Origin of the sequence: Sutcliffiella horikoshii (genome assembly GCF_044809035.1) — a bacterium.
GTDB lineage: Bacteria > Bacillota > Bacilli > Bacillales > Bacillaceae_I > Sutcliffiella_A > Sutcliffiella_A horikoshii_G.
The window spans coordinates 340,335-365,481 of record NZ_CP085237.1; the positions used below are offsets into that span (position 1 = coordinate 340,335).

Consider the following 25,147-nt stretch of genomic DNA (forward strand, 5'->3'; position numbering starts at 1 on the left):
TTCGATCAAGCCGGATTTTTTTGTTGAAATAGAGGTCTTGAAATCGTCTCGAGCGATATCGACTATTTTTGCATAGTATCTTGAAATAAAAAAGGAGGATGTGGATAGCCTTCTTTTTTCTATTTCTAAAACCATCCATTTTCCCACAAATTTTACAATACCTTCATACCCACTTAACATTCCATCGGTAACATTTTAAATGTTCAAAAAAGTTCGGTGGAGGTTAGTGATGAGGAAAGAGAAGCGTAAGTTTGGTAGGAAGTTGCTGTCGTCATTGATGATTTTTTCTATCGTAGGAACGAGTTTTCAGCCGGTTGTGCCGCTTGGTGTGGTGCATGCGGAGGAAGAGGTTACGGAAACGGAAACCACTCCTGTAGAGGATACAAACCAAGAAGAAAATATGGAGCCGGTCGAAAGTACAGAGCCACCTGCCGATGAAGAAGTAGAGCCGCAGCCACCTGAAGTAGAACCGGTGGAAGAAGAGGTTACCGAAGAACCTGTAAAAGAAGAACCAGAAGTGGAAGAACCGAGAGTAGAAGAACCTCAAACAGAAGTTGCCCCTCCAGCCGACCAGGAAGAACAACCAGAAGAACCAACGGAAATGCCACAAACGGAAGAAGAAGCCATCATTGAAGAGCTGGATTACAACCTGCTCCCACATTTACTCATCACAGAAATTTCTCCAAACTCAGCTGGTGCTGGAACTGATTATTATGAGTACGTTGAGATTTACAATAATACAGACCAAGCGATCTCAACAGCGAATCTAAATTTTATCTATACATATACGGATACAGGAAGGGAGATCCCTTTCACTGTTCCTGAAACAACCATTGAATCACAAGAAATGCTTGTGTTCTGGTACAACAACGGAGACCGTAGTTTGGCAGATTTTAATCAGAACTATGGGTTGGCGTTAACGGAAGAGCAGGTAGTTTCTTTTAAGGATGCCTTCCCGGGCTTCGCGAATGGCGGAAACCGGGCGCTAGTGGTGAAGGACAAGCAAGGACAAGAAATGGTTTCTGCCAGTTATCTTGGAACTGAGAATGATAACAACGGAGCGGGAATTGAGTATAAGTTTCCGGTGAGCGGGACGGTGATGGACAAACATGCGGTTCTTGCATTGCCTACCCCTGGATCCATTGATGCGGTTCAAGTTCCCGAACAGCCGGTAACAGTGGAAGAAGAGGAAGCGCCTGTCGCTGACCAAACACCGCCAGTGATCGAACACACGGCTGTTACAGAAGCGGAAAGATTCACGGCAATCCCCGTCCAAGCGACGATAACGGATGACGTTGGCGTCACGGCGGCTACTCTTTTTTATAAAAAAGAATCAGAGGAAAGCTTCACGAACCTAAGTATGCAACAAACAGAGGCGACCTCTACGTACGAGGCTGAAATTCCAGCTTCTAAGGTAGATGCACCAATCACCTACTACATCGAAGCAACAGATGGAACCAATACAGCAGCGACGGAGCCGTCCACGATTGAGGTTGCGGTACCGGCGGAAACTTACAGTGAATTGCCACTGCTGATTACCGAGCTGTCCCCGCACTCTAAAGGGGGAGGAACGGATTATTTTGAGTTTTTTGAGGTGTATAACAATACGAATCAGCCTATGAATATGGCAAACTACTCTTTTGTCTATGGATATACGGACACGGGGAGTGAGCTGCCGTTCCAGGTGCCTGCTGTGATGTTGGAGCCGCAGGAGGAAATCGTATTTTGGTATAACAACGGAAACAAGACGCTAGCTGAGTTTAACGAAAACTTTGGGCTGGCGCTCACAGAAGATCAAGTTGTGGAGTTCATAGATGTTTTTCCAGGCTTTGTAAATGGAGGAAACCGTGCCCTTGTGATCAAAGATGCAGAGGGTGCGGAGGTTGTGTCCGCAAGTTATCTTGGCAGTGACAATGATAATAATGGAGCGGGCATTGATTATCTGTTCCCGTCTAGCGGTACGGCGATGCTGAAGCTGGAAGGATTGACTGCGCCGACACCTGGTACGGCAAAAGAAAGCCAGGTTCCTACTAACCCGGTGGAGCTGGAAGAGATTCCGGAAGATACGGTAGCGCCAGTGATGGAGCATACGCCTGTCACAAATGGCACTGCGTACTCGCCGATCCGAATCGAGGCGACCATTACAGATGGCATGGCAAAACCTTTTGCCACTTTATTTTATAAAAAGCGGGGGGACGAAACATTTACTTCGTTGTCCATGAACCCAACGTCTGAAGGTTCCTCTGTTTATACGGCGGAAATACCTGGGGCAGATGTCTCGGGGGATATCGTTTATTATGTGGAAGCTTCGGATGGTTGGAATGTTTCCAAGACAGACGAATTCACTATTGCGGTAAAACAAATCGAAGTGGACTATCAGTCGCTGCCGCCATTTTTGGTAACGGAAGTGGTTCCGGATTCGACGAATGTTGGGTCGGCGGATGGTTATGAGTTTATAGAAATCTATAATAATACTAATCAGGATCTGAGTTTTAAAGATTACAAGCTTTATTATCGTTACGGGGCGGAGATTGCGACAGATGTGGTGTGGCCTTCGATCCCGGATGATGTGGTAATTCCATCCAAGGAAACGCTTGTATTCTGGATTATCAATGCGCAAAACCGAGAGCAGACGGTAGCGGATTTTAACGCCAATTACGGCTCGAGTTTGGTGGAAGATCAGAATATCGTCCGCATTTACAGTGACGGGATGGCCAATGGCGCGATGCGCGGACTTGTAGTGGCAACGAACTCGAAGCAGGAGCTTGCGGTTGCTTATTACAATGATGTTCCGAATGTGAAGGACACGGCAGCCAATATGGGTGTATTTTATCAATACCCGTTAGATGGCTCGACGCAAATGATCAAGACAAGCGCAGCGGTAAAAGCAGCAACGCCTGGTGTGGTGGAAGCTTCGCAAGTCCCTGCGGAAACGGTGCAGATCGAGGCAGATACGGTTGCGCCGACCTATGAAAATTTAACAAAGGTAACTCAGGTGGATCAAACGGAAAATATAGAAATCGTCGTGGATGCACAGGATGACAAGGAAGTGAAGACGGTTCGTTTATTTTACCGGACAAACGATCAAACGGACTACAAACAGGCGATTCTGACGAAGGATTACAATGATTTGCTTTATCACTATACAGTGTATTCGCCTGAAATTATCGCCAAAGAGTATGTGGAATATTACTTCGAAATTTCAGATGGCATGAATGAAGTGACAACAGAAAAATATAAGGTTGATGTGACAACGGAATTGGATTTCTCCAGTCTCCGCTTGAATGTAAAAGAGGGCGAGATTGTTGCTGGGGAGAAGATTTTGAAAGGGACTTCCAGCACCGACGCTCCGGAAGATGTGAAGCTTTTGATAGACGGAGAGGAAGTGGAAGGCGAAACATTCCAAGCGGTCGAGCATACTTCTTATTTTGCTTTTGAGGTGAGCGGAATCAATACTTTCTTCCAAAATGGGGTAACCATGGGAGATGAAGTTCTGCATATTTTTGATGATTGGATCAATGAATGGCAGACGATCACCGTTCCGATTAACCCGGACAAACTGATGCTTGGGGACAATACAATTACGATTCGTGCGGGTAACAAAGCGTCTCCGTTTGACTTGGAGTCCGAGGATAACCGTGACGACTATAATTTGAGAAATGTCCGCCTTGTTTTGGCAGATGGGACGATTCTGCGCGATGCGGGGAAAAATGATCCTGCTCAAGTGTTTGACATGGGCGATGACGGGACAGACCGTATTTTTGAAGACTTTACTTTTACGGTGACAGGGGAGCAGGCTCCTTCCAAATCGTATAAATGGGACACAGCTTCCGTATCCGATGGGGAGCATGTGATCTCCGCGATGGATGCAGATGAGGAAATCGCAACAACCGTGATGGTCGATAACACGGCTCCAAGCATCACCACTTCCTTAGAAGAAGGAAAGGAATACAAGGGTGCTTTTACAATCGATGTGACAGCAACCGATGCGATAGCTGGTGTGAAAGAAACGAGGGTGCTCCTTGATGACAAGGAAATCGCGACGCCTTTTGAAACGGCTTCTTCTAAGCTTTCGGCTGGGGAGCATACGTTAAAGGTTGTGGCAATCGATGTGGCAGGAAACGAATCGGTAAAAGTGGTGCACTTTACGGTAGTGAATGAAAATCCGCTAGAACCGGAGCTCATTTCACCTGCAGATGATGCGGAAACCCCAGTGGATGGTGACCCGACGTTGAAAGTAAAGGTGGCCGATCCTACTGATGATGATTTAGATGTTACGTTTTACGGTGGCTACAAGTACGATGTAACCCAAGGTGATCGCATGAAGGGCTATAAAAATGCCAATGAAGTCGAGCCGCCGCAAACGATGGTGCCGGAGGGTGAGGAAGCTTTTACAGAAGAAGATATCGCGCTTGTTTCTGAGGAAGATGGAGAATACCTAATCACGGACTCTTCCACAGAATTTCCGTATCATCGTTTTGATGTGAAGGTGGCCGAATCTATTCAGGAAGGGGATACCGTCGAGCTTGTTTGGAAGGGGAATTCCCTTGAAGGCAGAAAGGTGACCATGTATGCCTGGAACCATACGTCCAACAAGTGGGAGATTATTGATTATAAGATTGCTGGAACGGAAGACTTTGGACTTCAAGGGGAAGTCGCGGTCGCTGATTTTGTAAAAGAGGGCAACATCAATGTACTGGTGCAGGATGAAATTCCGGCTTCCTCTGAAGAGTACGATTACACATTTGTCTGGATGTCTGACACACAGTATTACTCAGAAAGTTTTCCGTATATCTATGAAAGGCAGACAGAATGGATAGCGGAAATGGAAGAGGAATTGAAAATCGAGTATGTGTTCCACACGGGAGATCTTGTGAATATGGCAGATCAGGAAGTCCAGTGGAATTATGCGGACCAGTATATGGGAGTCTTGGACGAACGCGAAATTCCATATGGCGTGCTTGCCGGGAATCATGACGTGGATCACAAAACAAATGACTATACGCAGTATTATAAATACTTTGGCGCGGACCGCTTTGAGGACAAACCTTATTACGGCGGGACATATAAAAATAACCGCGGCCATTATGACCTTATTTCCTCCAACGGAAATGACTATATCATGGTGTATCTTGGCTGGGGTGTGGAAGACGAAGGGATTGCCTGGATGAATGAGGTGCTTGCTGCCCATCCAGACCGCATGGCAATCTTGAGTTTCCACGAATACTTGCAGGCAACGGGTGTGCGTCATCCACTTGGTGACAAGTTGTATGAGGAAGTTGTGCTGCCGAATGAGAATGTTGTTGCTGTGTTGAGCGGCCATTATCATGAGGCGCAGCTATTGGTTGATGAAGTGGATGATGATGGTGACGGCGCGCCGGACCGCCAAGTCTATCAAATGCTTGCTGACTATCAGGCAGGTCCGGAAGGTGGACAAGGCTTCATGCGCCTGCTGCATTTTGATACAGACAATAACCGGATTATCGTGAATACGTACTCTCCGTACCTGGATCAGTATAACTATTATGATACGGAAACTTACCCTGGAAAGGACGAGTTTGTACTGGAACTCGACCTTCAGCCAAAAGAAAAGCGCGTGGCAACGGACTACTTTGCGGTGAACGTTTATACGGAAGTGGAGATTGGCAAGCATGAGGCTGTTTCAAGCGGAAGTGTGGCGGAGATGGTCTGGGAAGGGCTTGCGGAAAATGAGCGTTACTGGTGGTATGTCGTAGTGGAGGATGAGCACACGGGGATGACTACGTCGGATATTTGGACGTTTACTAAGGGAGAAATGGCGGATGGGCCGGTTGAGCCGGATCCATCAGAGCCGGGTGAACCTGAGGAGCCAGGTAAACCTGGTGGTCCGAGTAATCCGGGTGCACCCGGGCCAGTGGAACCAAGCAAGCCAAACCCCGTGAACCCAAACCCCGTGAACCCAAACCCCGTGAACCCAAACCCTGGGCAGCCTGGAAACCCGGCAGATCCGATTAAGGTGAATAATCCTGCAGCCCCAGGCAAGGGCGATGCGAAGAAAAAAGAACAAGGAAAGAAACAAAGTGGCGAGAAGCTTCCAAACACTGCTGCTAATCTATATGACTTTTATGTCATTGGGTTTGTATTGCTGATGATAGGAGTAGGGGTTTTGGTGATGGTGGGGAAGAGAAGAAGGATAGTATAGGTAGATGAGCGGGACACATGGAATCTTTCATGTGTCTTTTTTCTTTTAAGAACATAAAAAAACAGGCCCTATATTAAGAGCCTGTTTGTATAAACAATTTAAGATTAAGAAGCTTTTTGAACGTTAGAAGCTTGAGCTCCACGAGCACCTTGCTCAACGTCAAACGTTACTTTTTGACCTTCGTCTAAAGATTTGAAGCCATCAGTTTGGATTGCGGAGAAGTGAACGAATACATCGTCTCCATTTTCGCGTTCGATAAATCCAAAACCTTTTTCTGCATTAAACCATTTAACTGTACCTTGTTCCATTTTTGTTGCCTCCTAGTGCGTTGCCACACATTGTATTACTATTCTTGGCCAAGCCTTTACACCGAACAAAAATAATTAACCTAATCATATCAGAAAACGAAAGAACTTGCAAATTATTGGTATTTGACGGTAGAAATTGCAGGTGTTAACTTCCTTTTATCGGTAATTCGACTTAATTTCTACTATTCCCTTGTTTTTTAAAGGAAATTGGTTGACGGTAAAAATAAAATTATGATATTATAAAATATTTTGTTAAAAAATTTTATTTATGTTAAGGTTAAGGGGGTTACCAAATATGGAGGTGGAATATTTGTTTGAAATTGGCGATAACATAGTTTATCCAATGCAAGGCGTAGGTGTAATTAAAGATATAGAAGAAAAGGAAATCTCAGGAGAGAAACAACAATATTATGTCATAAGAATGTTAATCAGTAATATGCAAATCATGATTCCTACGGGTAAAATTTTGAGTTCAAATATACGCCCAGTTACTGATATCATTGCATTGAAACACATCATCCACATTTTTCAGCACGGAGAATCAGATAGATTACTGCCGTGGAAACAAAGGTATAAAGTGAACACGGAAAAAATCAAAACAGGTAAAATACAAGAAGGTGCTGAAGTTGTACGTGATCTACTGCGTATGAAGAAAGAGAAAGCACTTAATTCTAGCGAAAAAAGAATGCTGAATAACGCAAATGAATTTTTGATTAGTGAACTGAGATTAATTAAAGGAATCACTGAAAATCAAATTAAAAGCTTTTGTTAAGATAACTAAAAATATTGTCTGACATCTCCCGGAAATGTTTTGAATGTTTCGGGAATATGATTGATATTTACAAGATTCTACTTCTTCCATTCACCTTTAGAGCATCATCCTCTTTTGTTATTTCTACAACCAATCCATTTTAATTTACCTCATTAAGGGAATTTTCAATTCTATAGAACGCTTGATTAAATAGTAGTGACGGAACAATTTGTAAACTTTTTTCCGGTTGGCATGCCTCTGGGATCATTTTAGTGCTTGATTAAAGGACGCTTTTGACGCAAAGGAAGAGATAAAATATGATAAAGGAAAATGATAAGGGTAAGGGTGTTGGGGAATGAAAGTGTTGATGGTGGAAGACGACAGGACAATCGCTACAGGTTTGGAGTATTCGCTTCGGCAGGAGGGATATGAGACCATTCTTTGTCATGATGTTCAATCGGCAGAGTTGACGATTGCTAGTAGGCTTGAAGAGATAGATTTATGTTTATTTGATTTGTCCTTGCCTGATGGGAGCGGCTATGACCTTTGCCAACAGGTGAAAAGGCGTGAGGACAAACCGGTGATTTTCCTTACGGCCTTTGATGATGAGGTGAATGTGGTGATGGGGCTTGATATGGGAGCGGACGATTATATTACGAAGCCATTCAGGGTCCGTGAGCTGCTTTCCCGCATTAAATCGGTCTTACGACGTTACAATAAGCAGCCTGAACAGGCCAAAAGCTACATAGATATCGAGAATATCCGCATTAATACGTTGGAAGGCAAAGTATTCAAAAACGGGGAAGAGGTCCTGCTGACTGCACTGGAATACCGGTTGTTAATGATTTTTGCCAACCATATAGGGCAGGTGCTGACGAGAGCCCAGTTGCTTGACCGGATTTGGGATGTGGCAGGTGACTTTGTCAATGACAACACGCTGACCGTTTACATCAAGCGTTTGAGGGAGAAGCTGGAGGACAACCCTCAGAACCCACTGATCATCCGAACCGTGCGCGGTATGGGCTATAAGGCAGGTCAATAAGATGTGGCGAAACAGAGAAGTTCAACTATACCTGATCATCATGATCTTGATTGGCGCTGTAGCCACTGGGGCAGCAGGCCTCTTTTTTACCATATCTACAACAATACTTGTTCTCATAACTACCATGCTGCTCATCGCTTGCAGTGTGGTTTTCACCCGTTGGAGATATAAGGAAATCGAAAAACTCTCAGGGTATTTACGCCGTATCAGCAATGGCAATTATGATTTGGATGTACGGGACAATCATGAGGGAGAGCTTAGTATTTTAAAAAGCGATATCTATAAAGTCACCTTGATGCTTTCAGAGCAGCGTTCCTATTTGGAGCAGGATAAAGTCAAATTAACGAATGCGATATCTGATATCTCCCATCAATTGAAAACCCCGCTTACCTCCATGATGGTCATGGCGGATTTGCTCAGCGATAGTAAACTCAATAAAACGAAGCGGGCTGAATTCACACAGAACATCCGTATTCAATTGGAAAGAATCGAGTGGTTGGTGTCTTCCCTTTTAAAATTATCCAAAATTGATGCTGGGACTGTCAGCTTTAAAAAAGACAATGTTTCAGTCCAGGGTCTTATTGAAAGGGCTGTGCAGTCGGTGTTGATTCCAATGGACATTAAGGAACAGACCTTATTGGTGGAAGGGGATAAGTCTGCCACTTTTACAGGAGATAATCACTGGACGGCAGAGGCATTGATCAATATTTTGAAAAACTGTGTGGAACATACTGCAGTAGGCGGCAAAGTTTCCGTTTCGTTCTCCGAAAACCCCCTATATACAGAGATAAAGGTGAAAGACAATGGGCATGGAATACCTAAAGAAGATCTCCCCTATATCTTCAGACGTTTTTATAAAGGGAAAAATGCAAGTGAAGATAGTATTGGAATCGGGCTTGCCATGGCATACAGCATCATTACAAGCCAGCAGGGGGATATCGAGGTCAGAAGTGAACAAGGAAAAGGAACCGAGTTTCATATTAAGTTTTATAACAAGGCTCGTACCTGACAAAAGGGGGATAGGTTCGTCCTGTGGGACATGAATCTATCCCCTTAAGTGACTAAACTGTCACAATAGAAGTCACTTAATAGTCATCTTAGGCAGATATACTGAGGATACATTTAACATATGGAGGCGAATGCGATGAGCATTTTACAAATAGAAAATCTGTCTAAGGTTTATGGTAAGGGAGATACGGCGGTAAAGGCATTGGATGATGTATCATTTTCAGTCAAAAAAGGAGAATTCGTCGCGATCATCGGTCCGTCCGGATCTGGCAAATCAACGCTGCTTCATCTACTAGGCGGAGTGGACAGACCTTCAAGTGGCAAGGTACTTGTTGATAACACGGATATCTATCAATTGAATGAAACACAGCTTGCGATTTTCAGACGCAGACAGATCGGGTTGATTTACCAGTTTTATAATCTGATCCCGATTTTGACAGTAGAAGAGAACATGACATTGCCATTACTGTTGGATGAACACAAAGTGGACCAGAAGCAATTCAGTGATATTGCGTCCATCCTGGGATTGACGAATCGTCTGAATCACTTGCCCAATCAACTTTCCGGCGGACAGCAGCAACGTGTCTCCATCGGAAGGGCGCTCATGAGCAATCCGGCGATCATTCTGGCGGATGAGCCAACAGGTAATTTAGACAGTAAAAATAGCGGCGAGATCATGGAGCTATTGAAAATGTTTAACAAAACCTATAATCAGACGCTTATCGTCATTACCCACGATGAAAGGATTGCCTTGCAGGCTGATCGTGTCATCGAAATCAATGATGGAAAAGTTGCCAAGGACGAGGTGATCCGTCCATGAACATCATCAATAAGCTGACGTTAAGGCATCTGAAGAAAAATAAGAGAAGGACAATGGTGACCATCATTGGTGTCATCATCTCGGTTGCGATGGTGACGGCTGTCGCTACGCTTGGGGTCTCCTTTCTAGATCTTTTGAAAAGGCAAACCATTGCAGACAATGGAGAGTGGCATGTTCAATATAAAAATGTCACCAGCGATCAAATAAAAGCAATTGAAGAAGATGGGAATACGAAAGATCTGATCCTTTCCAGCAATATAGGTTATGCCATGTTGGAAGGGGATGAGGTGACGGATAAGCCCTATCTCTTTTTTAAAGGATACAATGCGGAAGGTTTAGAACAATTTCCTATAAAGTTAAGCAGTGGACGTCTGCCTAAAGCGGCAAATGAAGTAGTCGTGTCAGATCATCTTGCGAATGATACAGGGATTGACTATGAAATTGGCACTGAAATGACCGTTGAAATTGGAAATCGTATGATGGAAGGTGAACCGGACCCTTTGCTGCAGAACTATTCTGTTGAGAGGGGGGAAGAGGGATATCTTGAAAACTTGGAAATCCATTCAACAGAAACGTTCACCGTTGTAGGCACTATCGAAAGGCCACCTTGGGAAGAACCATGGGCTCCCGGATACACGGTGCTCAACTATATCGATCAGGAGAATCTAAATCAAGAGGTGAATGTTGATGCGGTGGTGGTGGTAAAGGATTTAAACCGTTCCATTTTTAAACATGCGGAACAACTGGCACAACAAAACGATATAGTTGGGGTAGGTTACAATGATGAACTGCTCCGATATTATGGCATCACAGATAACGATAATCTCCATACGACCATGTATTCTATGGCAGGAATCATTATTGCTGTCATCGTGATTGGTTCTGTATCTCTCATATATAATGCCTTTGCAATCAGCGTTTCCGAAAGGGCAAGGCATTTGGGCATGCTTTCAAGTGTTGGGGCAACCAAGAAACAAAAGCGTAATTCGGTCTTCTTTGAAGGGGCTGTCATTGGGTTGATCAGTATTCCAATCGGTGTCTTAGCGGGGCTTGGTGGGATAGCAATTACCTTTATATTCATCAACACCTATATAGCGGGTGCATTAGGAACAAGTGTAAAGCTTGAAGTAGTTGTCACGCCGGCTTCTGTTCTGGTTGCCTGCTTGATTTCAAGCGCCACTATTTTCATTTCCACCTACATGCCGGCCCGTAAAGCATCCAAAGTCTCGGCCATTGATGCCATCCGCCAGACGCAGGATATAAAGCTGACGGGCAAAGCGGTTAAGACATCCAAGGTGGTTAGGAAAATGTTCGGCCTGGAAGCGGAAATCGGGCTGAAAAATGTAAAAAGAAATAAGAAAAGGTATTATGCCACATTGTTTTCACTTGTTATCAGCATCGTCCTTTTTCTATCCGTTTCGTTCTTTACGGAGAATTTGAGCAGATCGGTGGAAATGTCACAGGATGGCATCGACTTTGATATAGTAGTTTCAGATGGCAGTGGAGACATTTCCACTTTGGAATCGTTGGTACATCTAGAAGGTATCACGGAACATAGTCTCCATAAGTCCGTCCAGGTAACGTCCTTAATAGATGAAGAGATGCTTCCTCCATTATTACTAGAGCATATAGAAAAGGAAAATGGGGCACTCCAAGAAGGGAAATTCCCATTTTACATCAATTTATATGGCTTAAGTGAAAGTAGTTTTCAAGAGTATGCAGATAGAGCAGGCACAGATCCTGCAAAATATCAGGACCCTAATAACCCGAAGGCTATCATTATCGATAAGATCTCTTACAGGGATTACGAAGCGTCCAAGTTTGTGGAAACGGAATCGATCCAAACAAAGCCAGGTGATAGGATAGAGCTACTATTTACCGACTATGATACAAACGAAAACACTACGCTTTCGGATTTGGAAATCGGCGCACTTACAGACGAACTCCTAATGGGTACCAGAACGGCAAGTCTTGGTGGGTTGGATGTCATTGTCCCCATGGAAACGTTCGATAATATCCTTAATAAGGGTGCCGCAAGCCAAGTCCAATCCTATCTGTATTTGAATACCAGTGACCCAACGGTGATGCAAGAAACGTTGGAGGAAGTCGTCCCTTCCTCGATGTATATCTATAACGCAGTTCAAAGTAGAGAACGTGACCAACAAATGATCATGTTCCTATCGGTATTCACCTATGGATTCATCGCCTTAATTTCCTTGATTTCCATTGCCAATATCTTTAATACCATTTCTACCGGTATCTCCTTGCGGAAAAGAGAATTTGCGATGCTAAAGTCTGTCGGAATGACCCCGAAAGGTTTTAACAAAATGATCAATTACGAAAGCATCTTTTATGGAGTCAATTCCCTCCTAATTGGTTTGCCAATCAGTATCGGTGTTATGTATTTATTGCATCGCTCTGTAAACGAAACCTTTGAATATGGTTTTAGCCTGCCGTGGCTCGATATCCTGTTTGTGATAGCTGCCATTTTCTTTATCGTCAGCTCGGCCATGCTATATTCCATCTCCAAAATTAAAAAAGAAAACATTATTGATGGGTTGAAGCAAGAGAATATATAAGAAATTTGATGAGAATAAGAAAAACTTATAGCTATTCATAAAATAACCGTCATTTCTATTATCACCCTCCTTGAGTAAGATGGAAGTAGAATCTAACATCTTACAAAAGGAGGGTTTTTCATGTCATTTACTATCAACAAAATTGATCATGTCCAGCTTGCCATGCCAAAGGGGCTGGAGGATGAAGCGCGCAAATTTTATGGAGAGATTTTAGGGTTGGGGGAAGTGGATAAGCCAGAGACGCTTAGAAAAAGAGGTGGGGTGTGGTTTGCTAAAGGGGCTGTTCATTTTCATTTAGGGGTGGAGGAGCCTTTTGTTCCTGCCAAAAAAGCACATCCGGCATTTGAGGTTTACCAAATAGAAGAATTTAAACATTATTTGAGCGCGCAGGCGGTTGATTACACGGTGGACGAGAATTTTCCTGGGGCGAATAGGATTTATGTAAGTGATCCTTTTGGAAACAGGCTGGAGTTTTTGGAGTGGCAATGAGTTCTAAGTGGATTTTAAGAAAGACAGTTGCCTAGAAATGTGCAAAAAACGAGAAGTATTCAATAAATGCACTTAAGTATTCAATAAGTGGGTTGAAGTATTCAATAAACTCCCTGAAGTATTCAATAAATCAAGTTAAATTCACCACAATCCATTTATTCCAAAAAATGCACAGGAGTTGCGTGTCAGGAGAAGTGTGGTGGGTCGAGGAACCTGTCCCCTCAGCCCTCTACCCCCGCAACCACTTCACCACTTCGATCCTGGTTCCTTGTTCCATCACGGAATCTATCAAAAACTCGTCCATCATTCTTTTTACTCCAGGGAGTCCGGCGCCGAGGCTGTCGGAGGTGGAATAGCCGTCTTCCATTGCTTTGCCGATACTGGTGATTCCGGGCCCGTTATCAACCACAACCACACTTAATCCTGGTGCGTATTTGTGTATCACTTCGATGTATACGGTGCCGGATCCGGCATATTTTATCACGTTTCGTGCAAGCTCTGAGATGGCGGTAGTGATACGCGCTTGATCGATATAGCTAAAGCCCATGCTGGTGGCTATTTCTCTTCCGAGTCTTCTGACCCTAATGATATCTTTGTCATCTTTGATGGTGAGTTGGTGTTTTATTTCCATTTTCATCCCTCCAAGGGTAAAGCTATTGTCCATAAGCGGAGAGGTAAGCGGTTAACGTAAACTTTGTTGCTGTTTCGAATACTCAAGTTAGCAGTTATATTACTTACTGTCGTGCTCTTTTCTCTGTTTTACGAAGCATACTAATTGCGATTTCTATAGTGTGTAAGCAGTAAAAAGTCCGATTGCCGACTTTTTACCAGTGAATAGCAACAATATTTGAGAAAAGAGCTTTAAAAAAAGCCAAAGAGAGGGTGGTTGTTTACCGCCTTCTCTTTGGCTTATGTCTAGTTCCATGCCTAGATCATTACTGCCGGATATTTTGTTTTGGTGCCAGGATGAATACGATGACGCTCTTGTCCAGGGCAAAGTCCCAGTTGACAAATATTTCGATGATATCTTTTTGTAGCAGTCGTTGAAAAGATGATTTCGCTTGGAAAAGGAGTCTTTTCTCTAGTTTCCGTTTTGCGAGAGTCAATGCTTCTTCAAACCCCAGTTCAATGAGTTGTTCCTCGATTTGAACGAGGATGCCTTCTCTTATGACAATCAATGTACGGTCATTCAACATATGGGAGTATGTAACGTCGGGGTGTTTCTCCGCTTCGGCGCTGATTTTGGCAATGATGGTTTCTATTTCTCTTCGATTTGGATAATTGTATTCAAAATATTTCTCTATTTTTTCCTCGACTCCGACCAACAGGCCAGATCCGTTCTCGAAAGTCCAGTCATAGTAAAACTCTTTTATAGGTAACCCTGTGACGGAATGGATCATTTCTTTTATTTTGTCGTTCAATTTACGCATCATTTTATCCCGTATCTCTTCGACCGTCATCGTATGGTTGTCTTCAAGTAGCATATTTTCTATTGGAGATAGGAAATGGCGCAAATAGATGATGACATATGGTGATGCGATGGTTACAAATACAGCTTCAGGCCCTTTTCCGAAGTGCCTTCTAAGTAACCTTCCGATTTCGCTTGATAACTCTGACTGCTGCAGTTTCACTTCCATTGTCCCATCCCTTTAAGAACAAGAGGTTTGCTCTATGCTCTGTGAAGATTTTTTAAGGGATGTATAGGTAAAAAGTTTAACCCTTTTGATATAGGGGTAAATGTTTAAGTTGCCTACACCCTCTTATATGTAAAAAATTCTACACGGATTGCGAAATTCCTTCTTTAATTATAAGATATTGTTTGCTATTTTTTCCCTGAGAGCGATTAGTACCATTCGTTCTCCTTTTTTTGTTATTCTATAAATAGGGAAAATTGAAACTATTTGCATGGGTATTGAAGGGTTTTTCTGACAGAAAAGCGAATATAATGTAGGTTAGGTATCAGTTTGTTGTCGATTATTAGATAAATATAGATTCTAGGGGGTACGGAATTGGAAACTACACCATTACAAGTAAAACGAATATTGGACAATATTGGAAATGTAATGATAGGCAAAGAACATGTGGCAGAGTTGAGTATTGTTGCTTTGCTTGCGGGAGGGCATGTATTGCTTGAGGATGTACCGGGAGTGGGGAAGACATTGATGGTGCGTTCCCTTGCCAAGTCAGTGGGGGCAAACTTTAAACGCATCCAGTTTACGCCTGACCTTTTGCCTTCCGATGTAACAGGAAGCTCCATTTACAACCCGAAAGAATTAAAGTTTGAGTTCAGACCAGGCCCGATCATGGGTAATATTGTCCTTGCAGATGAAATTAACAGGACATCCCCGAAAACCCAGGCTGCTTTGTTAGAGGGAATGGAAGAGGGAAGTGTGACAGTGGATGGCAACACCCTTTCTCTAGGAAGTCCGTTTTTCGTCATGGCGACACAGAACCCGATTGAATATGAGGGAACGTATCCTCTGCCAGAGGCGCAGCTTGACCGCTTTTTATTCAAAATGAATATGGGCTATCCAACGCCTCAGGAAGAAGTGAATATTTTACATACAACAGAAAAGAAACAACCGATCAATGAATTGCAGTCGGTTATATCATTGGAAGAACTCCAGGCCATGCAAAAGCAGGTCAAAGAAGTGCATGTGGATGTGACGGTTAAAGAGTACATCGTGGACTTGGTTAATCGTACGCGTACCCATCAATCCGTTTACTTGGGAGCGAGTCCGCGTGGGTCGGTGGCATTGATGAAAGCGTCCCAAGCATATGCCTTTATTCATGGCAGGGATTATGTGGTACCGGATGACATTCAATATTTGGCTCCCTACGTACTTCCGCACAGAATTATCTTGAAATCAGAAGCGAAGTTTGAGGGGATGACGGCAGAGCAAGTGGTGAAAAAGGTGATCGACCGCACACCGATTCCGGTTCAAAGGTCGATGACAAGATAATGAAGGTGCTTTTTCAGAAAGCTAAAAAAGTCTGGAAATTGGTATCTTTTTTGCTATTGGTTGTCACCACATTTGTTTATGCCATGTTTCAAGGCGGGTTTGTCAGCTGGTTTTTGTTTATCAGCTTTCTTCCATTTGCCTTGTATGCTTTCTTAATTTTAGTTTATCCTCTCAAGGATTTTGACGTTTCACGAACGATCAATCAGGAGAAATACCGGGCGGGCGATAGGTTAATAGGAACGATTACCTTAAGGAGAACGGTGCCGGTACCGCTGGCTTTTCTTCTTATAGAAGAGGTGCTACCTAATGACCTGATGTTTTGTCAGCAGACCAAACAGGCAAAACGGATTATTTTCCCGTGGTTTAAAAGCACCATTACCATCGAGTATGCCTTGGACCGTGTGCCGCGGGGGGAGCATACATTGAATGGGATCCGGTTGGTGACGGGAGATTTCCTCGGTTTGATTGAAAAAGAGAGAACGATAGAGTCAGTTCAACACTTTTTGGTGTATCCGAGCTTTACGGAAATGACCTATAGGCAGCATGAAAATAAGTTTGATCAAGGGTCCACTTCCTCCAAGATGAAGATGGTTCGTGATACGTCCATGACCGTTGGTGTCAGGGAGTATCAACCTGGGGACCGGTTTTCTTGGATTGATTGGAAGGCGACTGCGCGTCGGAATGATATCATGACAAAAGAATTTGAGCAGCAGCAATCACATGATGTGATGTTGTTTATTGACCGATCCCAGAGCGCATCGTTTGAAAGTGCGGTCAGTTATAGCGCTGCCATGACGAAAGCAATCTTGAAATATGGTTCCCAGGTTGGCCTAGTGTCCGTTGGGGAAGACAGGTCGATCTACTCGTTGCGAAGCGGGGAAGAACAGTTTGCAGGGATTTATTATCATCTTGCAAAAATACAGCCGAACAGCAAAAGGGACTTTTCCAAAGTGATTGAAATGGAAATCGGCAAATTTCAACCAACAGTTACGTTCCTTTTTATCACAGGCAAGCTTGGCAGGGGCATGGTGGAAAGTCTTGAGAAGCTCTCTACTAGACACCTGCATCTAGAAGTCCATCTCACAAAAGATGAAGGAGTTCGATTAACAAAAGAAGAGCTCACGTATATGGATCTCTTAAAACGGAGAAATATCTTGATAAAAACCGTTTACCCCAATAAACCGAAAAGTACCATCATAAGTGAGGTGAGTTAGCGATGGCGAAATCCAACCCATATCAGCGGAACGTCTATGCTTTACTCATGCATGTTTTTGGATTTGTTCTTCTATTAGAGTGGATCCTTCCGTTGAGGGATGTGACGGATACCGCAAATTTATATGTGTTCGTCGTGTTCCTGCTCCTATCTTTTTCACTGTCCTTTTTGCAAATACTCCCACTACTGAGCTTTTTCGTTCATTTTGGGTTTATGTTTTATTTTATTCACATCCTCTATATGGATGGAAGGTTTCTAAGTAAAGACTGGTTTTCTTACCTTTGGAATGACTTGAAATATAATGCAAATGTTATTTGGGCACAGGATTGGGTCGCTATGACGGGAATGTTCAGAAGTATCTTGTTGTTTGTCCTTCTATGGCTTGTGAGCTATCTAGTTATCTACTGGATTTTGTACCGAAAACAAATGCTGCTCTTTGTTATTTCGACCATTACTTACGTTGCCATTCTGGATACATTCACTCCGTATCAAGGAAATGAAGCGATTGTGCGTCTGATTGTTGTAGGGCTTTCCATTGTTGGATTTGTCCATCTGGAGCGGTTAAAAGAGCGAGAAGGTGTATATAGAAGTGGAAAACTCCTCATCGGATGGGGGATTCCGCTGGTTATCTTTATTCTTCTTTCTGCTACTGCCGGCTATTTCTCGCCTAAAGCGGCACCTATTTGGCCTGACCCTGTGCCATTTTTAAAGGGAATAGGAAATGGAGATGGTCTAGGAACAGGCGGTGTCCGTAAAATCGGGTATGGCGAAAATGATTCGCGCCTTGGTGGCCCGTTTGTCCCAGATGATAGCGTGGTGTTCCAGGCAGAGCTGACGCGCACCCATTATTGGCGTGTGGAAACAAAAGATATCTATACGGGAAAAGGGTGGGATTCCACAGAAGGGGAGCGTGCCGAGTTAAACAGAGGACTGAATGACCAAGTCTCTTGGATGAGTGATGCGGTTCCAACAGACGCCTATTCTGCCACATTGGCGATGGAGAAAACTTATCCGCATATCAATTATCCGCTTGGTTTAAAGGAAATCCAAGTGGAAGAAGAGGGTGTCACTTTTAGCCTGAATGATAGTACGGAAAAAATACGTACGGTGGATGAAAGTGGAGATCCCATTGAGTTAGAAAAATATCAGGTGAACTATGATTTTCCGAGGTATTATATAGAAGCATTAAAGGGAGCGGAGCCTGGTACTGGCGAGGAAAGCAACGAGGAGTTTGTGGAACGTTACACCCAGTTGCCTGACACGTTGCCAGACAGGGTAGTGGAGCTCGCCGAAGAAATTACTGGATCTTTTCCCACTCGTTTCGATAAGGTCAATGCGGTGGAAAGGTATTTCCGCAACAACGACTTTGTCTATGAAACAACAGATGTTGCCGTGCCAACAGGGGATCAGGATTATGTGGATCAATTCCTGTTTGAAACTATGCAAGGATATTGCGATAACTTCTCGACTTCCATGGTGGCGCTCTTGCGTGCAGTGGATATTCCGGCTAGGTGGGTAAAAGGGTACACAGAAGGCGAATTTCTCGATACGACCGATAATTCGACGAGGCTTTTTGAGGTAACGAACAACAACGCCCATTCATGGGTGGAAGTTTACTATCCGGAAGTAGGCTGGGTAACATACGAACCAACAAGCGGATTTTCTAACCCTTATAGCTTTGTGTATCAATCTGTAGAAGAAAATACAGGAGAAACCACAGAAGAAGAAGACACCATCGAACAACCGCAACAGCCAGAAACAGATCAAAGTAATATTCCTGAGTTGGATCAGGGTGAAGATGAAGAGGCTGCTGGAGCAACTGGTTCTAATGATGGAACGTGGAATTTTGCGGATATCTCTTGGAAACCAGTAGCACTTTTCGTGGCGTCGTTGGTCTCTGCAGGTGCCTTGTTATTTTTCGGGCGCAATAAGTGGATTCCTTACTTTTATATCCTGCGCTATAAAGGGAAAAAGGACGAGGGAACGTTTAATAAAGCATATCCTGCACTGTTAAGACAGTTGCACGCCGTTGGTCTGACCCGTAAAGACGGTCAGACACTTAGGGAATATGCCAAGTATATCGACGATCATTACAGTACAGGTGATATGCAGTCTCTCACCGCTCGATACGAACGGGTGCTTTACCGGGGAGATTCCTCTGAGCAGGAATGGGAGAAATCGGTGGAATTATGGGAAAATTTAATTAAAAAGACATCATCTTGACCTAGTAGAAACACACTGATAGAATAAGGTCAAATTAATACAACTATAAATTATTGGCTTCATATATCCTCGATAATTTGGTTCGAGAGTCTCTACCGGGTTGCCGTCAACTACCCGACTATGAAGGCAGTTCTATTACTGGTAGGGTGAATTATATCCATATATGTTCCCCGCTAGCAAACTAGAATTCTGCCTTCTTATGTATATATGAAGGGAAGATTCTAGTTTTTTTGTGTTTTAAAGGCATATCTTACCTATTTTAGGTCAAAATAAACGAAAAGATATGCTCCGAAAATAATATACTTATGAGGTGAATTCGGGTGGAAGGTATCCAAGAAATGGTCGTCGTCCTTGACTTCGGCAGTCAATATAACCAACTAATTACACGTCGTATCCGTGAGTTCGGTGTTTACAGCGAGCTTCATCCACATACGATTACAGCAGAAGAAATCAAAAAAATGAACCCAAAAGGAATCATCCTTTCCGGCGGTCCTAACAGCGTCTACGGAGAAAACTCCTTCCGTTGTGACGAAGAAATCTTTGAACTCGGCATCCCGGTTCTAGGTATTTGCTACGGTATGCAGCTGATGACGATGCACTTTGGCGGAGTAGTGGAAAAAGCAAGTCACCGTGAATACGGTAAAGCACTTGCAACAGTCTCTAACCAATCTGCGGTGTATCAAGATATCCCAGAACAACAAGTTGTATGGATGAGCCATGGGGACTTAGTTGTTAAAGAACCAGCGGATTTCGCAGTTGATTTAACAAGCCCAGCATGTCCAATCGCCGGAATCAGTAATGAAGAAAAGAAAATGTACGGCGTTCAATTCCATCCAGAGGTACGTCACTCTGTATATGGTAATGATCTTTTAAGAAACTTCGTCTATAACGTTTGCGGTTGCACAGATAGCTGGACAATCGAGAACTTCCTTGAAATCGAAATGCAGAAGATCCGTGACATCGTTGGCGACAAAAAAGTACTTTGCGCACTAAGCGGCGGAGTAGACTCTTCCGTTGTGGCTGTGTTAATTCACAAAGCTATCGGTGATCAGTTAACATGTATTTTCGTAGACCACGGTCTATTGCGTAAAAATGAAGCGGACGCTGTAATGAAGACGTTTAGTGAAGGCTTCAACATGAACGTTATCAAAGTAGATGCAAAAGACCGTTTCCTTAACAAGCTAAAAGGTGTTTCTGACCCTGAGCAAAAACGTAAAATCATCGGTAACGAGTTCATCTATGTATTTGATGATGAAGCTTCTAGATTGGAAGGTATCGACTATCTTGCACAAGGTACGCTTTATACAGATATCATCGAGAGTGGTACGGCAACTGCACAAACAATCAAATCCCACCACAATGTGGGCGGGCTTCCTGAGGACATGCAGTTCCAACTAATCGAGCCATTGAACACATTGTTCAAAGATGAGGTTCGTGCTTTAGGTACAGAACTAGGTATTCCGGATGAAATCGTTTGGCGCCAGCCGTTCCCTGGCCCTGGTCTTGGAATCCGTGTTCTTGGTGAAATTTCTGATGAAAAACTAGAAATCGTTCGCGAATCCGATCACATCCTTCGTGAAGAGATCAAAAAAGCGGGTCTTGACCGTGACATCTGGCAATACTTCACAGTACTTCCTGACATCCGCAGTGTTGGAGTTATGGGAGACCAACGTACGTATGATTACACAATCGGTATCCGCGCGGTAACTTCCATCGACGGAATGACTTCCGACTGGGCACGTATCCCTTGGGATGTGCTAGAAGTAATTTCCACGCGTATCGTAAACGAAGTGGATCATATCAACCGCGTCGTGTATGACATTACATCTAAGCCACCTGCAACAATTGAGTGGGAATAATAAACGAAAAAGCCGATCAGAACCACTGGTCGGCTTTTATTTTTGGTGTAAAAACGAACATTGGTAAAAAATAATTGTCGAATGTTCGCTTTTTATGTTGACGAATCTTTGTAAGCTTGGTAATATGAAAAAAGAAATTATCATACATTTATAGTTCAAATCTCGTATAAATTTGGGAATATGGCCCAAAAGTTTCTACCAGGCTACCGTAAACGGCTTGACTACGAGGTATCAGGATTTTGTGCAGGACATCTATCTTTTTTCAGATAGGTGAGCTCTCATTTTTCCTATCCTCGTCAGTTAATTGTGAACGCTCCTGGTTTATGCCGGGGGCGTTTTCTTTTTTATACGAATTACCTTGAGGAGGATTTTGGCATGAAGAATTATTTCGAGTTTCAAAAACACGGCACAAGCTACAAAACAGAATCCATTGCAGGTCTAACGACTTTCCTGGCAATGGCCTATATATTGGTGGTAAATCCTCTTATGCTTTCATTGGCAAGCGTGGGTGATTATCCAGATGCGCTTCGCATGGACCAAGGTGCGATCTTTACAGCGACTGCATTATCCGCAGCAATTGGTTGTTTAATCATGGGGCTCTATGCAAAATACCCAATCGCACTTGCGCCGGGTATGGGTCTTAACGCATTCTTCGCATACTCTGTAGTGCTTGGCATGGGTATCCCTTGGCAAACTGCATTGGCGGGGGTATTAGTTTCTGGTATTATCTTTATCTTTTTAACACTATTCGGCATTCGTGAAAAAATCATCAATGCTATTCCAGCAGAATTAAAATATGCGGTAGGAGCAGGTATCGGACTTTTCATCACATTCATCGGTTTTCAAAATGCCGGTGTCATCGTGGGGGACGAAGTAGTACTTGTCGCACTGGGAGATCTAACAAACGGTAATACCTTACTAGCAATCTTCGGTCTAGTAATCACTGTTATTCTTATGGTAAGAGGCATAAAAGGCGGTATCTTCTTCGGTATCGTCATTACAGCAGTAGTTGGGATGCTGTTCGGACTTATTGATCGACCTACTGCAGTGGTAGGAGCAGTTCCAAGTATCGATTCTACATTCGGTGCGGCATTCGCTAGTTTAGGAGATATCTTCACTATTCAAATGCTTGTTGTCATCCTTACATTCTTATTCGTAGATTTCTTTGATACAGCGGGCACGCTTGTTGCTGTTGCAAATCAAGCAGGATTCATGAAAGAAAACAAACTTCCACGAGCGGGAAAAGCACTTTTTGCAGACTCTGCAGCAACAGTAGCAGGAGCGGTACTTGGAACATCCACTACCACTTCCTACATTGAATCATCTGCTGGTGTAGCAGCTGGAGGCAGAACAGGATTTGCTTCTGTGGTAACAGCAGGATTGTTCTTATTATCCCTGGTATTCTTCCCATTGTTATCTGTCATTACAGAACCAGTAACAGCACCAGCGCTAATCATCGTCGGTGTGTTAATGGTTTCGGCACTAGGGAAAATTGATTGGAACAAATTCGAGATCGCAGTACCTGCATTCTTGACAGTCATTGCAATGCCGTTAACATACAGCATCGCAACAGGGATTGCAGTAGGATTCATCTTCTACCCAATCACGATGATCATGAAAGGAAGAGCGAAAGAAATTCACCCAATCATGTATGCTTTGTTTGTCATCTTCGTTCTGTACTTTGTTTTCTTGATTGAATAGATTAATAGAAGGCACTAAAAATCCCTGCTATAATATGGCAGGGATTTTTTCTGTTAGAAGGGTTTGAGGAAATGTAGAGGTGGTACCGTATATATAAGAGGTCGCTCTTATACCTTCTATATAGAAGAAAGTCCTCTTAAAATAGTAATTTTAAATTATATTAAAAAAGTAGTTGACCGTGTTGTGGTTACCATGGTATATTATTATTCGTTGCTGCAAAACACGATTTGTTAACTCGCTGTAATGCTCGCAACAAAAACTTAAAAAAACATGTTGACGAAAAACACACAGCATGGTATAGTAATTAAGTCGCCACAGAGCGACGGAAAATGATCTTTGAAAACTAAACAAAACAACAGCGTCATAACGTCGGTTCTACGGAACACGACAAAATGATTTAAGTAAGACAAGCTAGCAAATTTTGAGCAAAAGCTCAGACTCTTTATTGGAGAGTTTGATCCTGGCTCAGGACGAACGCTGGCGGCGTGCCTAATACATGCAAGTCGAGCGGACCTTTCAAAAGCTTGCTTTTGAAAGGTCAGCGGCGGACGGGTGAGTAACACGTGGGCAACCTGCCTGTAAGACTGGGATAACTTCGGGAAACCGGAGCTAATACCGGATAATATAAAGAACCTCCTGGTTCTTTATTGAAAGATGGTTTCGGCTATCACTTACAGATGGGCCCGCGGCGCATTAGCTAGTTGGTGAGGTAACGGCTCACCAAGGCGACGATGCGTAGCCGACCTGAGAGGGTGATCGGCCACACTGGGACTGAGACACGGCCCAGACTCCTACGGGAGGCAGCAGTAGGGAATCTTCCACAATGGACGAAAGTCTGATGGAGCAACGCCGCGTGAGCGATGAAGGCCTTCGGGTCGTAAAGCTCTGTTGTTAGGGAAGAACAAGTGCGAGAGTAACTGCTCGCACCTTGACGGTACCTAACCAGAAAGCCACGGCTAACTACGTGCCAGCAGCCGCGGTAATACGTAGGTGGCAAGCGTTGTCCGGAATTATTGGGCGTAAAGCGCGCGCAGGTGGTCCTTTAAGTCTGATGTGAAAGCCCACGGCTCAACCGTGGAGGGTCATTGGAAACTGGGGGACTTGAGTGCAGAAGAGGAAAGTGGAATTCCAAGTGTAGCGGTGAAATGCGTAGAGATTTGGAGGAACACCAGTGGCGAAGGCGACTTTCTGGTCTGTAACTGACACTGAGGCGCGAAAGCGTGGGGAGCAAACAGGATTAGATACCCTGGTAGTCCACGCCGTAAACGATGAGTGCTAAGTGTTAGAGGGTTTCCGCCCTTTAGTGCTGCAGCTAACGCATTAAGCACTCCGCCTGGGGAGTACGGTCGCAAGACTGAAACTCAAAGGAATTGACGGGGGCCCGCACAAGCGGTGGAGCATGTGGTTTAATTCGAAGCAACGCGAAGAACCTTACCAGGTCTTGACATCCTCTGACACTCCTAGAGATAGGACGTTCCCCTTCGGGGGACAGAGTGACAGGTGGTGCATGGTTGTCGTCAGCTCGTGTCGTGAGATGTTGGGTTAAGTCCCGCAACGAGCGCAACCCTTGATCTTAGTTGCCAGCATTCAGTTGGGCACTCTAAGGTGACTGCCGGTGACAAACCGGAGGAAGGTGGGGATGACGTCAAATCATCATGCCCCTTATGACCTGGGCTACACACGTGCTACAATGGACGGTACAAAGGGCAGCAAAACCGCGAGGTCGAGCCAATCCCATAAAACCGTTCTCAGTTCGGATTGCAGGCTGCAACTCGCCTGCATGAAGCCGGAATCGCTAGTAATCGCGGATCAGCATGCCGCGGTGAATACGTTCCCGGGCCTTGTACACACCGCCCGTCACACCACGAGAGTTTGTAACACCCGAAGTCGGTGGGGTAACCTTTTGGAGCCAGCCGCCTAAGGTGGGACAGATGATTGGGGTGAAGTCGTAACAAGGTAGCCGTATCGGAAGGTGCGGCTGGATCACCTCCTTTCTAAGGAATGTACGCT

15 protein-coding genes, 1 rRNA gene and 2 riboswitches are annotated in these 25,147 nt (G+C 44.0%); of the genes, 13 read left to right on the forward strand and 3 right to left on the reverse strand.

The window, feature by feature from the left end; all coding sequences use genetic code 11:
* The first annotated feature begins 229 nt into the window (after positions 1-229).
* Positions 230-6,181, forward strand: a complete 5,952-nt coding sequence (locus LG307_RS01865; RefSeq protein WP_404447382.1) for a lamin tail domain-containing protein — start codon at positions 230-232, stop codon at positions 6,179-6,181.
* Between the two features lie 104 nt (positions 6,182-6,285).
* On the opposite strand, the gene cspC is transcribed toward LG307_RS01865, so the two are convergent.
* On the reverse strand, positions 6,286-6,489 hold the full coding sequence (gene cspC, locus LG307_RS01870; RefSeq protein WP_404447385.1) for a cold shock protein CspC: 204 nt from the start codon (positions 6,487-6,489) through the stop codon (positions 6,286-6,288).
* Positions 6,490-6,784: 295 nt separating this feature from the next.
* Between cspC and LG307_RS01875 the strand changes: the two genes are divergently transcribed.
* From LG307_RS01875 to LG307_RS01900, 6 genes are all read left to right on the forward strand, one after another.
* Positions 6,785-7,261 (forward strand): CarD family transcriptional regulator, encoded by a 477-nt coding sequence (locus LG307_RS01875; RefSeq protein ID WP_404447388.1) that lies wholly within the window; start codon positions 6,785-6,787, stop codon positions 7,259-7,261.
* Positions 7,262-7,595: 334 nt separating this feature from the next.
* On the forward strand, positions 7,596-8,282 hold the full coding sequence (locus tag LG307_RS01880) for a response regulator transcription factor (protein ID WP_404447390.1): 687 nt from the start codon (positions 7,596-7,598) through the stop codon (positions 8,280-8,282).
* A gap of 1 nt (position 8,283) precedes the next feature.
* A complete protein-coding gene (locus tag LG307_RS01885) occupies positions 8,284-9,291 on the forward strand; it encodes a sensor histidine kinase (protein ID WP_404447393.1) in 1,008 nt (335 codons plus the stop codon).
* Positions 9,292-9,426: 135 nt separating this feature from the next.
* Positions 9,427-10,110, forward strand: coding sequence for an ABC transporter ATP-binding protein (locus LG307_RS01890; protein ID WP_404447396.1), 684 nt, complete (start codon positions 9,427-9,429; stop codon positions 10,108-10,110).
* Positions 10,107-12,689, forward strand: a complete 2,583-nt coding sequence (locus LG307_RS01895) for an ABC transporter permease (protein ID WP_404447398.1) — start codon at positions 10,107-10,109, stop codon at positions 12,687-12,689. The genes LG307_RS01890 and LG307_RS01895 overlap by 4 nt, the downstream gene beginning before the upstream one ends.
* A gap of 120 nt (positions 12,690-12,809) precedes the next feature.
* Positions 12,810-13,178 (forward strand): VOC family protein, encoded by a 369-nt coding sequence (locus LG307_RS01900; protein ID WP_404447401.1) that lies wholly within the window; start codon positions 12,810-12,812, stop codon positions 13,176-13,178.
* Between the two features lie 229 nt (positions 13,179-13,407).
* Here the strand turns inward: LG307_RS01900 and LG307_RS01905 are convergent, their stop codons facing one another.
* Entirely contained in the window at positions 13,408-13,809 is a 402-nt protein-coding gene (locus tag LG307_RS01905) for an anti-sigma regulatory factor (protein WP_404447403.1), read from the reverse strand.
* Between the two features lie 304 nt (positions 13,810-14,113).
* Entirely contained in the window at positions 14,114-14,815 is a 702-nt protein-coding gene (locus tag LG307_RS01910) for a Na-translocating system protein MpsC family protein (RefSeq protein ID WP_404447405.1), read from the reverse strand.
* Between the two features lie 372 nt (positions 14,816-15,187).
* Between LG307_RS01910 and LG307_RS01915 the strand changes: the two genes are divergently transcribed.
* The 6 genes from LG307_RS01915 (at position 15,188) to LG307_RS01940 (ending at position 25,131) form a co-directional block, all read left to right on the forward strand.
* Positions 15,188-16,141 carry an AAA family ATPase gene (locus LG307_RS01915; protein ID WP_404447407.1) on the forward strand — a complete coding sequence of 318 codons (954 nt, stop codon included), beginning with the start codon at positions 15,188-15,190 and terminating at the stop codon, positions 16,139-16,141.
* Positions 16,141-17,355, forward strand: coding sequence for a DUF58 domain-containing protein (locus LG307_RS01920; protein WP_404447409.1), 1,215 nt, complete (start codon positions 16,141-16,143; stop codon positions 17,353-17,355). The genes LG307_RS01915 and LG307_RS01920 overlap by 1 nt, the downstream gene beginning before the upstream one ends.
* A gap of 2 nt (positions 17,356-17,357) precedes the next feature.
* The gene (locus LG307_RS01925) at positions 17,358-19,577 is read left to right on the forward strand and encodes a DUF4129 domain-containing transglutaminase family protein (RefSeq protein ID WP_404447412.1); all 2,220 of its coding nucleotides are present in this window, start codon (positions 17,358-17,360) and stop codon (positions 19,575-19,577) included.
* A gap of 39 nt (positions 19,578-19,616) precedes the next feature.
* Positions 19,617-19,718, forward strand: a riboswitch (purine riboswitch).
* Between the two features lie 197 nt (positions 19,719-19,915).
* On the forward strand, positions 19,916-21,436 hold the full coding sequence (gene guaA / locus LG307_RS01930) for a glutamine-hydrolyzing GMP synthase (RefSeq protein ID WP_404450354.1): 1,521 nt from the start codon (positions 19,916-19,918) through the stop codon (positions 21,434-21,436).
* Positions 21,437-21,578: 142 nt separating this feature from the next.
* A riboswitch (purine riboswitch) is annotated at positions 21,579-21,680 on the forward strand.
* Positions 21,681-21,811: 131 nt separating this feature from the next.
* Positions 21,812-23,137, forward strand: a complete 1,326-nt coding sequence (locus LG307_RS01935; RefSeq protein WP_404447415.1) for an NCS2 family permease — start codon at positions 21,812-21,814, stop codon at positions 23,135-23,137.
* Between the two features lie 442 nt (positions 23,138-23,579).
* A 16S ribosomal RNA gene (locus tag LG307_RS01940) occupies positions 23,580-25,131 on the forward strand.
* Positions 25,132-25,147: the final 16 nt, after the last annotated feature.

Coding starts and splice junctions, on each gene's coding strand:
- LG307_RS01865 (WP_404447382.1), top strand. CDS start 230: ATGAGGAAAGAGAAGCGTAAGTTTGGTAGGAAGTTGCTGTCGTCATTG.
- cspC (WP_404447385.1), bottom strand. CDS start 6,489: ATGGAACAAGGTACAGTTAAATGGTTTAATGCAGAAAAAGGTTTTGGA.
- LG307_RS01875 (WP_404447388.1), top strand. CDS start 6,785: ATGGAGGTGGAATATTTGTTTGAAATTGGCGATAACATAGTTTATCCA.
- LG307_RS01880 (WP_404447390.1), top strand. CDS start 7,596: ATGAAAGTGTTGATGGTGGAAGACGACAGGACAATCGCTACAGGTTTG.
- LG307_RS01885 (WP_404447393.1), top strand. CDS start 8,284: ATGTGGCGAAACAGAGAAGTTCAACTATACCTGATCATCATGATCTTG.
- LG307_RS01890 (WP_404447396.1), top strand. CDS start 9,427: ATGAGCATTTTACAAATAGAAAATCTGTCTAAGGTTTATGGTAAGGGA.
- LG307_RS01895 (WP_404447398.1), top strand. CDS start 10,107: ATGAACATCATCAATAAGCTGACGTTAAGGCATCTGAAGAAAAATAAG.
- LG307_RS01900 (WP_404447401.1), top strand. CDS start 12,810: ATGTCATTTACTATCAACAAAATTGATCATGTCCAGCTTGCCATGCCA.
- LG307_RS01905 (WP_404447403.1), bottom strand. CDS start 13,809: ATGGAAATAAAACACCAACTCACCATCAAAGATGACAAAGATATCATT.
- LG307_RS01910 (WP_404447405.1), bottom strand. CDS start 14,815: ATGGAAGTGAAACTGCAGCAGTCAGAGTTATCAAGCGAAATCGGAAGG.
- LG307_RS01920 (WP_404447409.1), top strand. CDS start 16,141: ATGAAGGTGCTTTTTCAGAAAGCTAAAAAAGTCTGGAAATTGGTATCT.
- LG307_RS01925 (WP_404447412.1), top strand. CDS start 17,358: ATGGCGAAATCCAACCCATATCAGCGGAACGTCTATGCTTTACTCATG.
- guaA (WP_404450354.1), top strand. CDS start 19,916: ATGGTCGTCGTCCTTGACTTCGGCAGTCAATATAACCAACTAATTACA.
- LG307_RS01935 (WP_404447415.1), top strand. CDS start 21,812: ATGAAGAATTATTTCGAGTTTCAAAAACACGGCACAAGCTACAAAACA.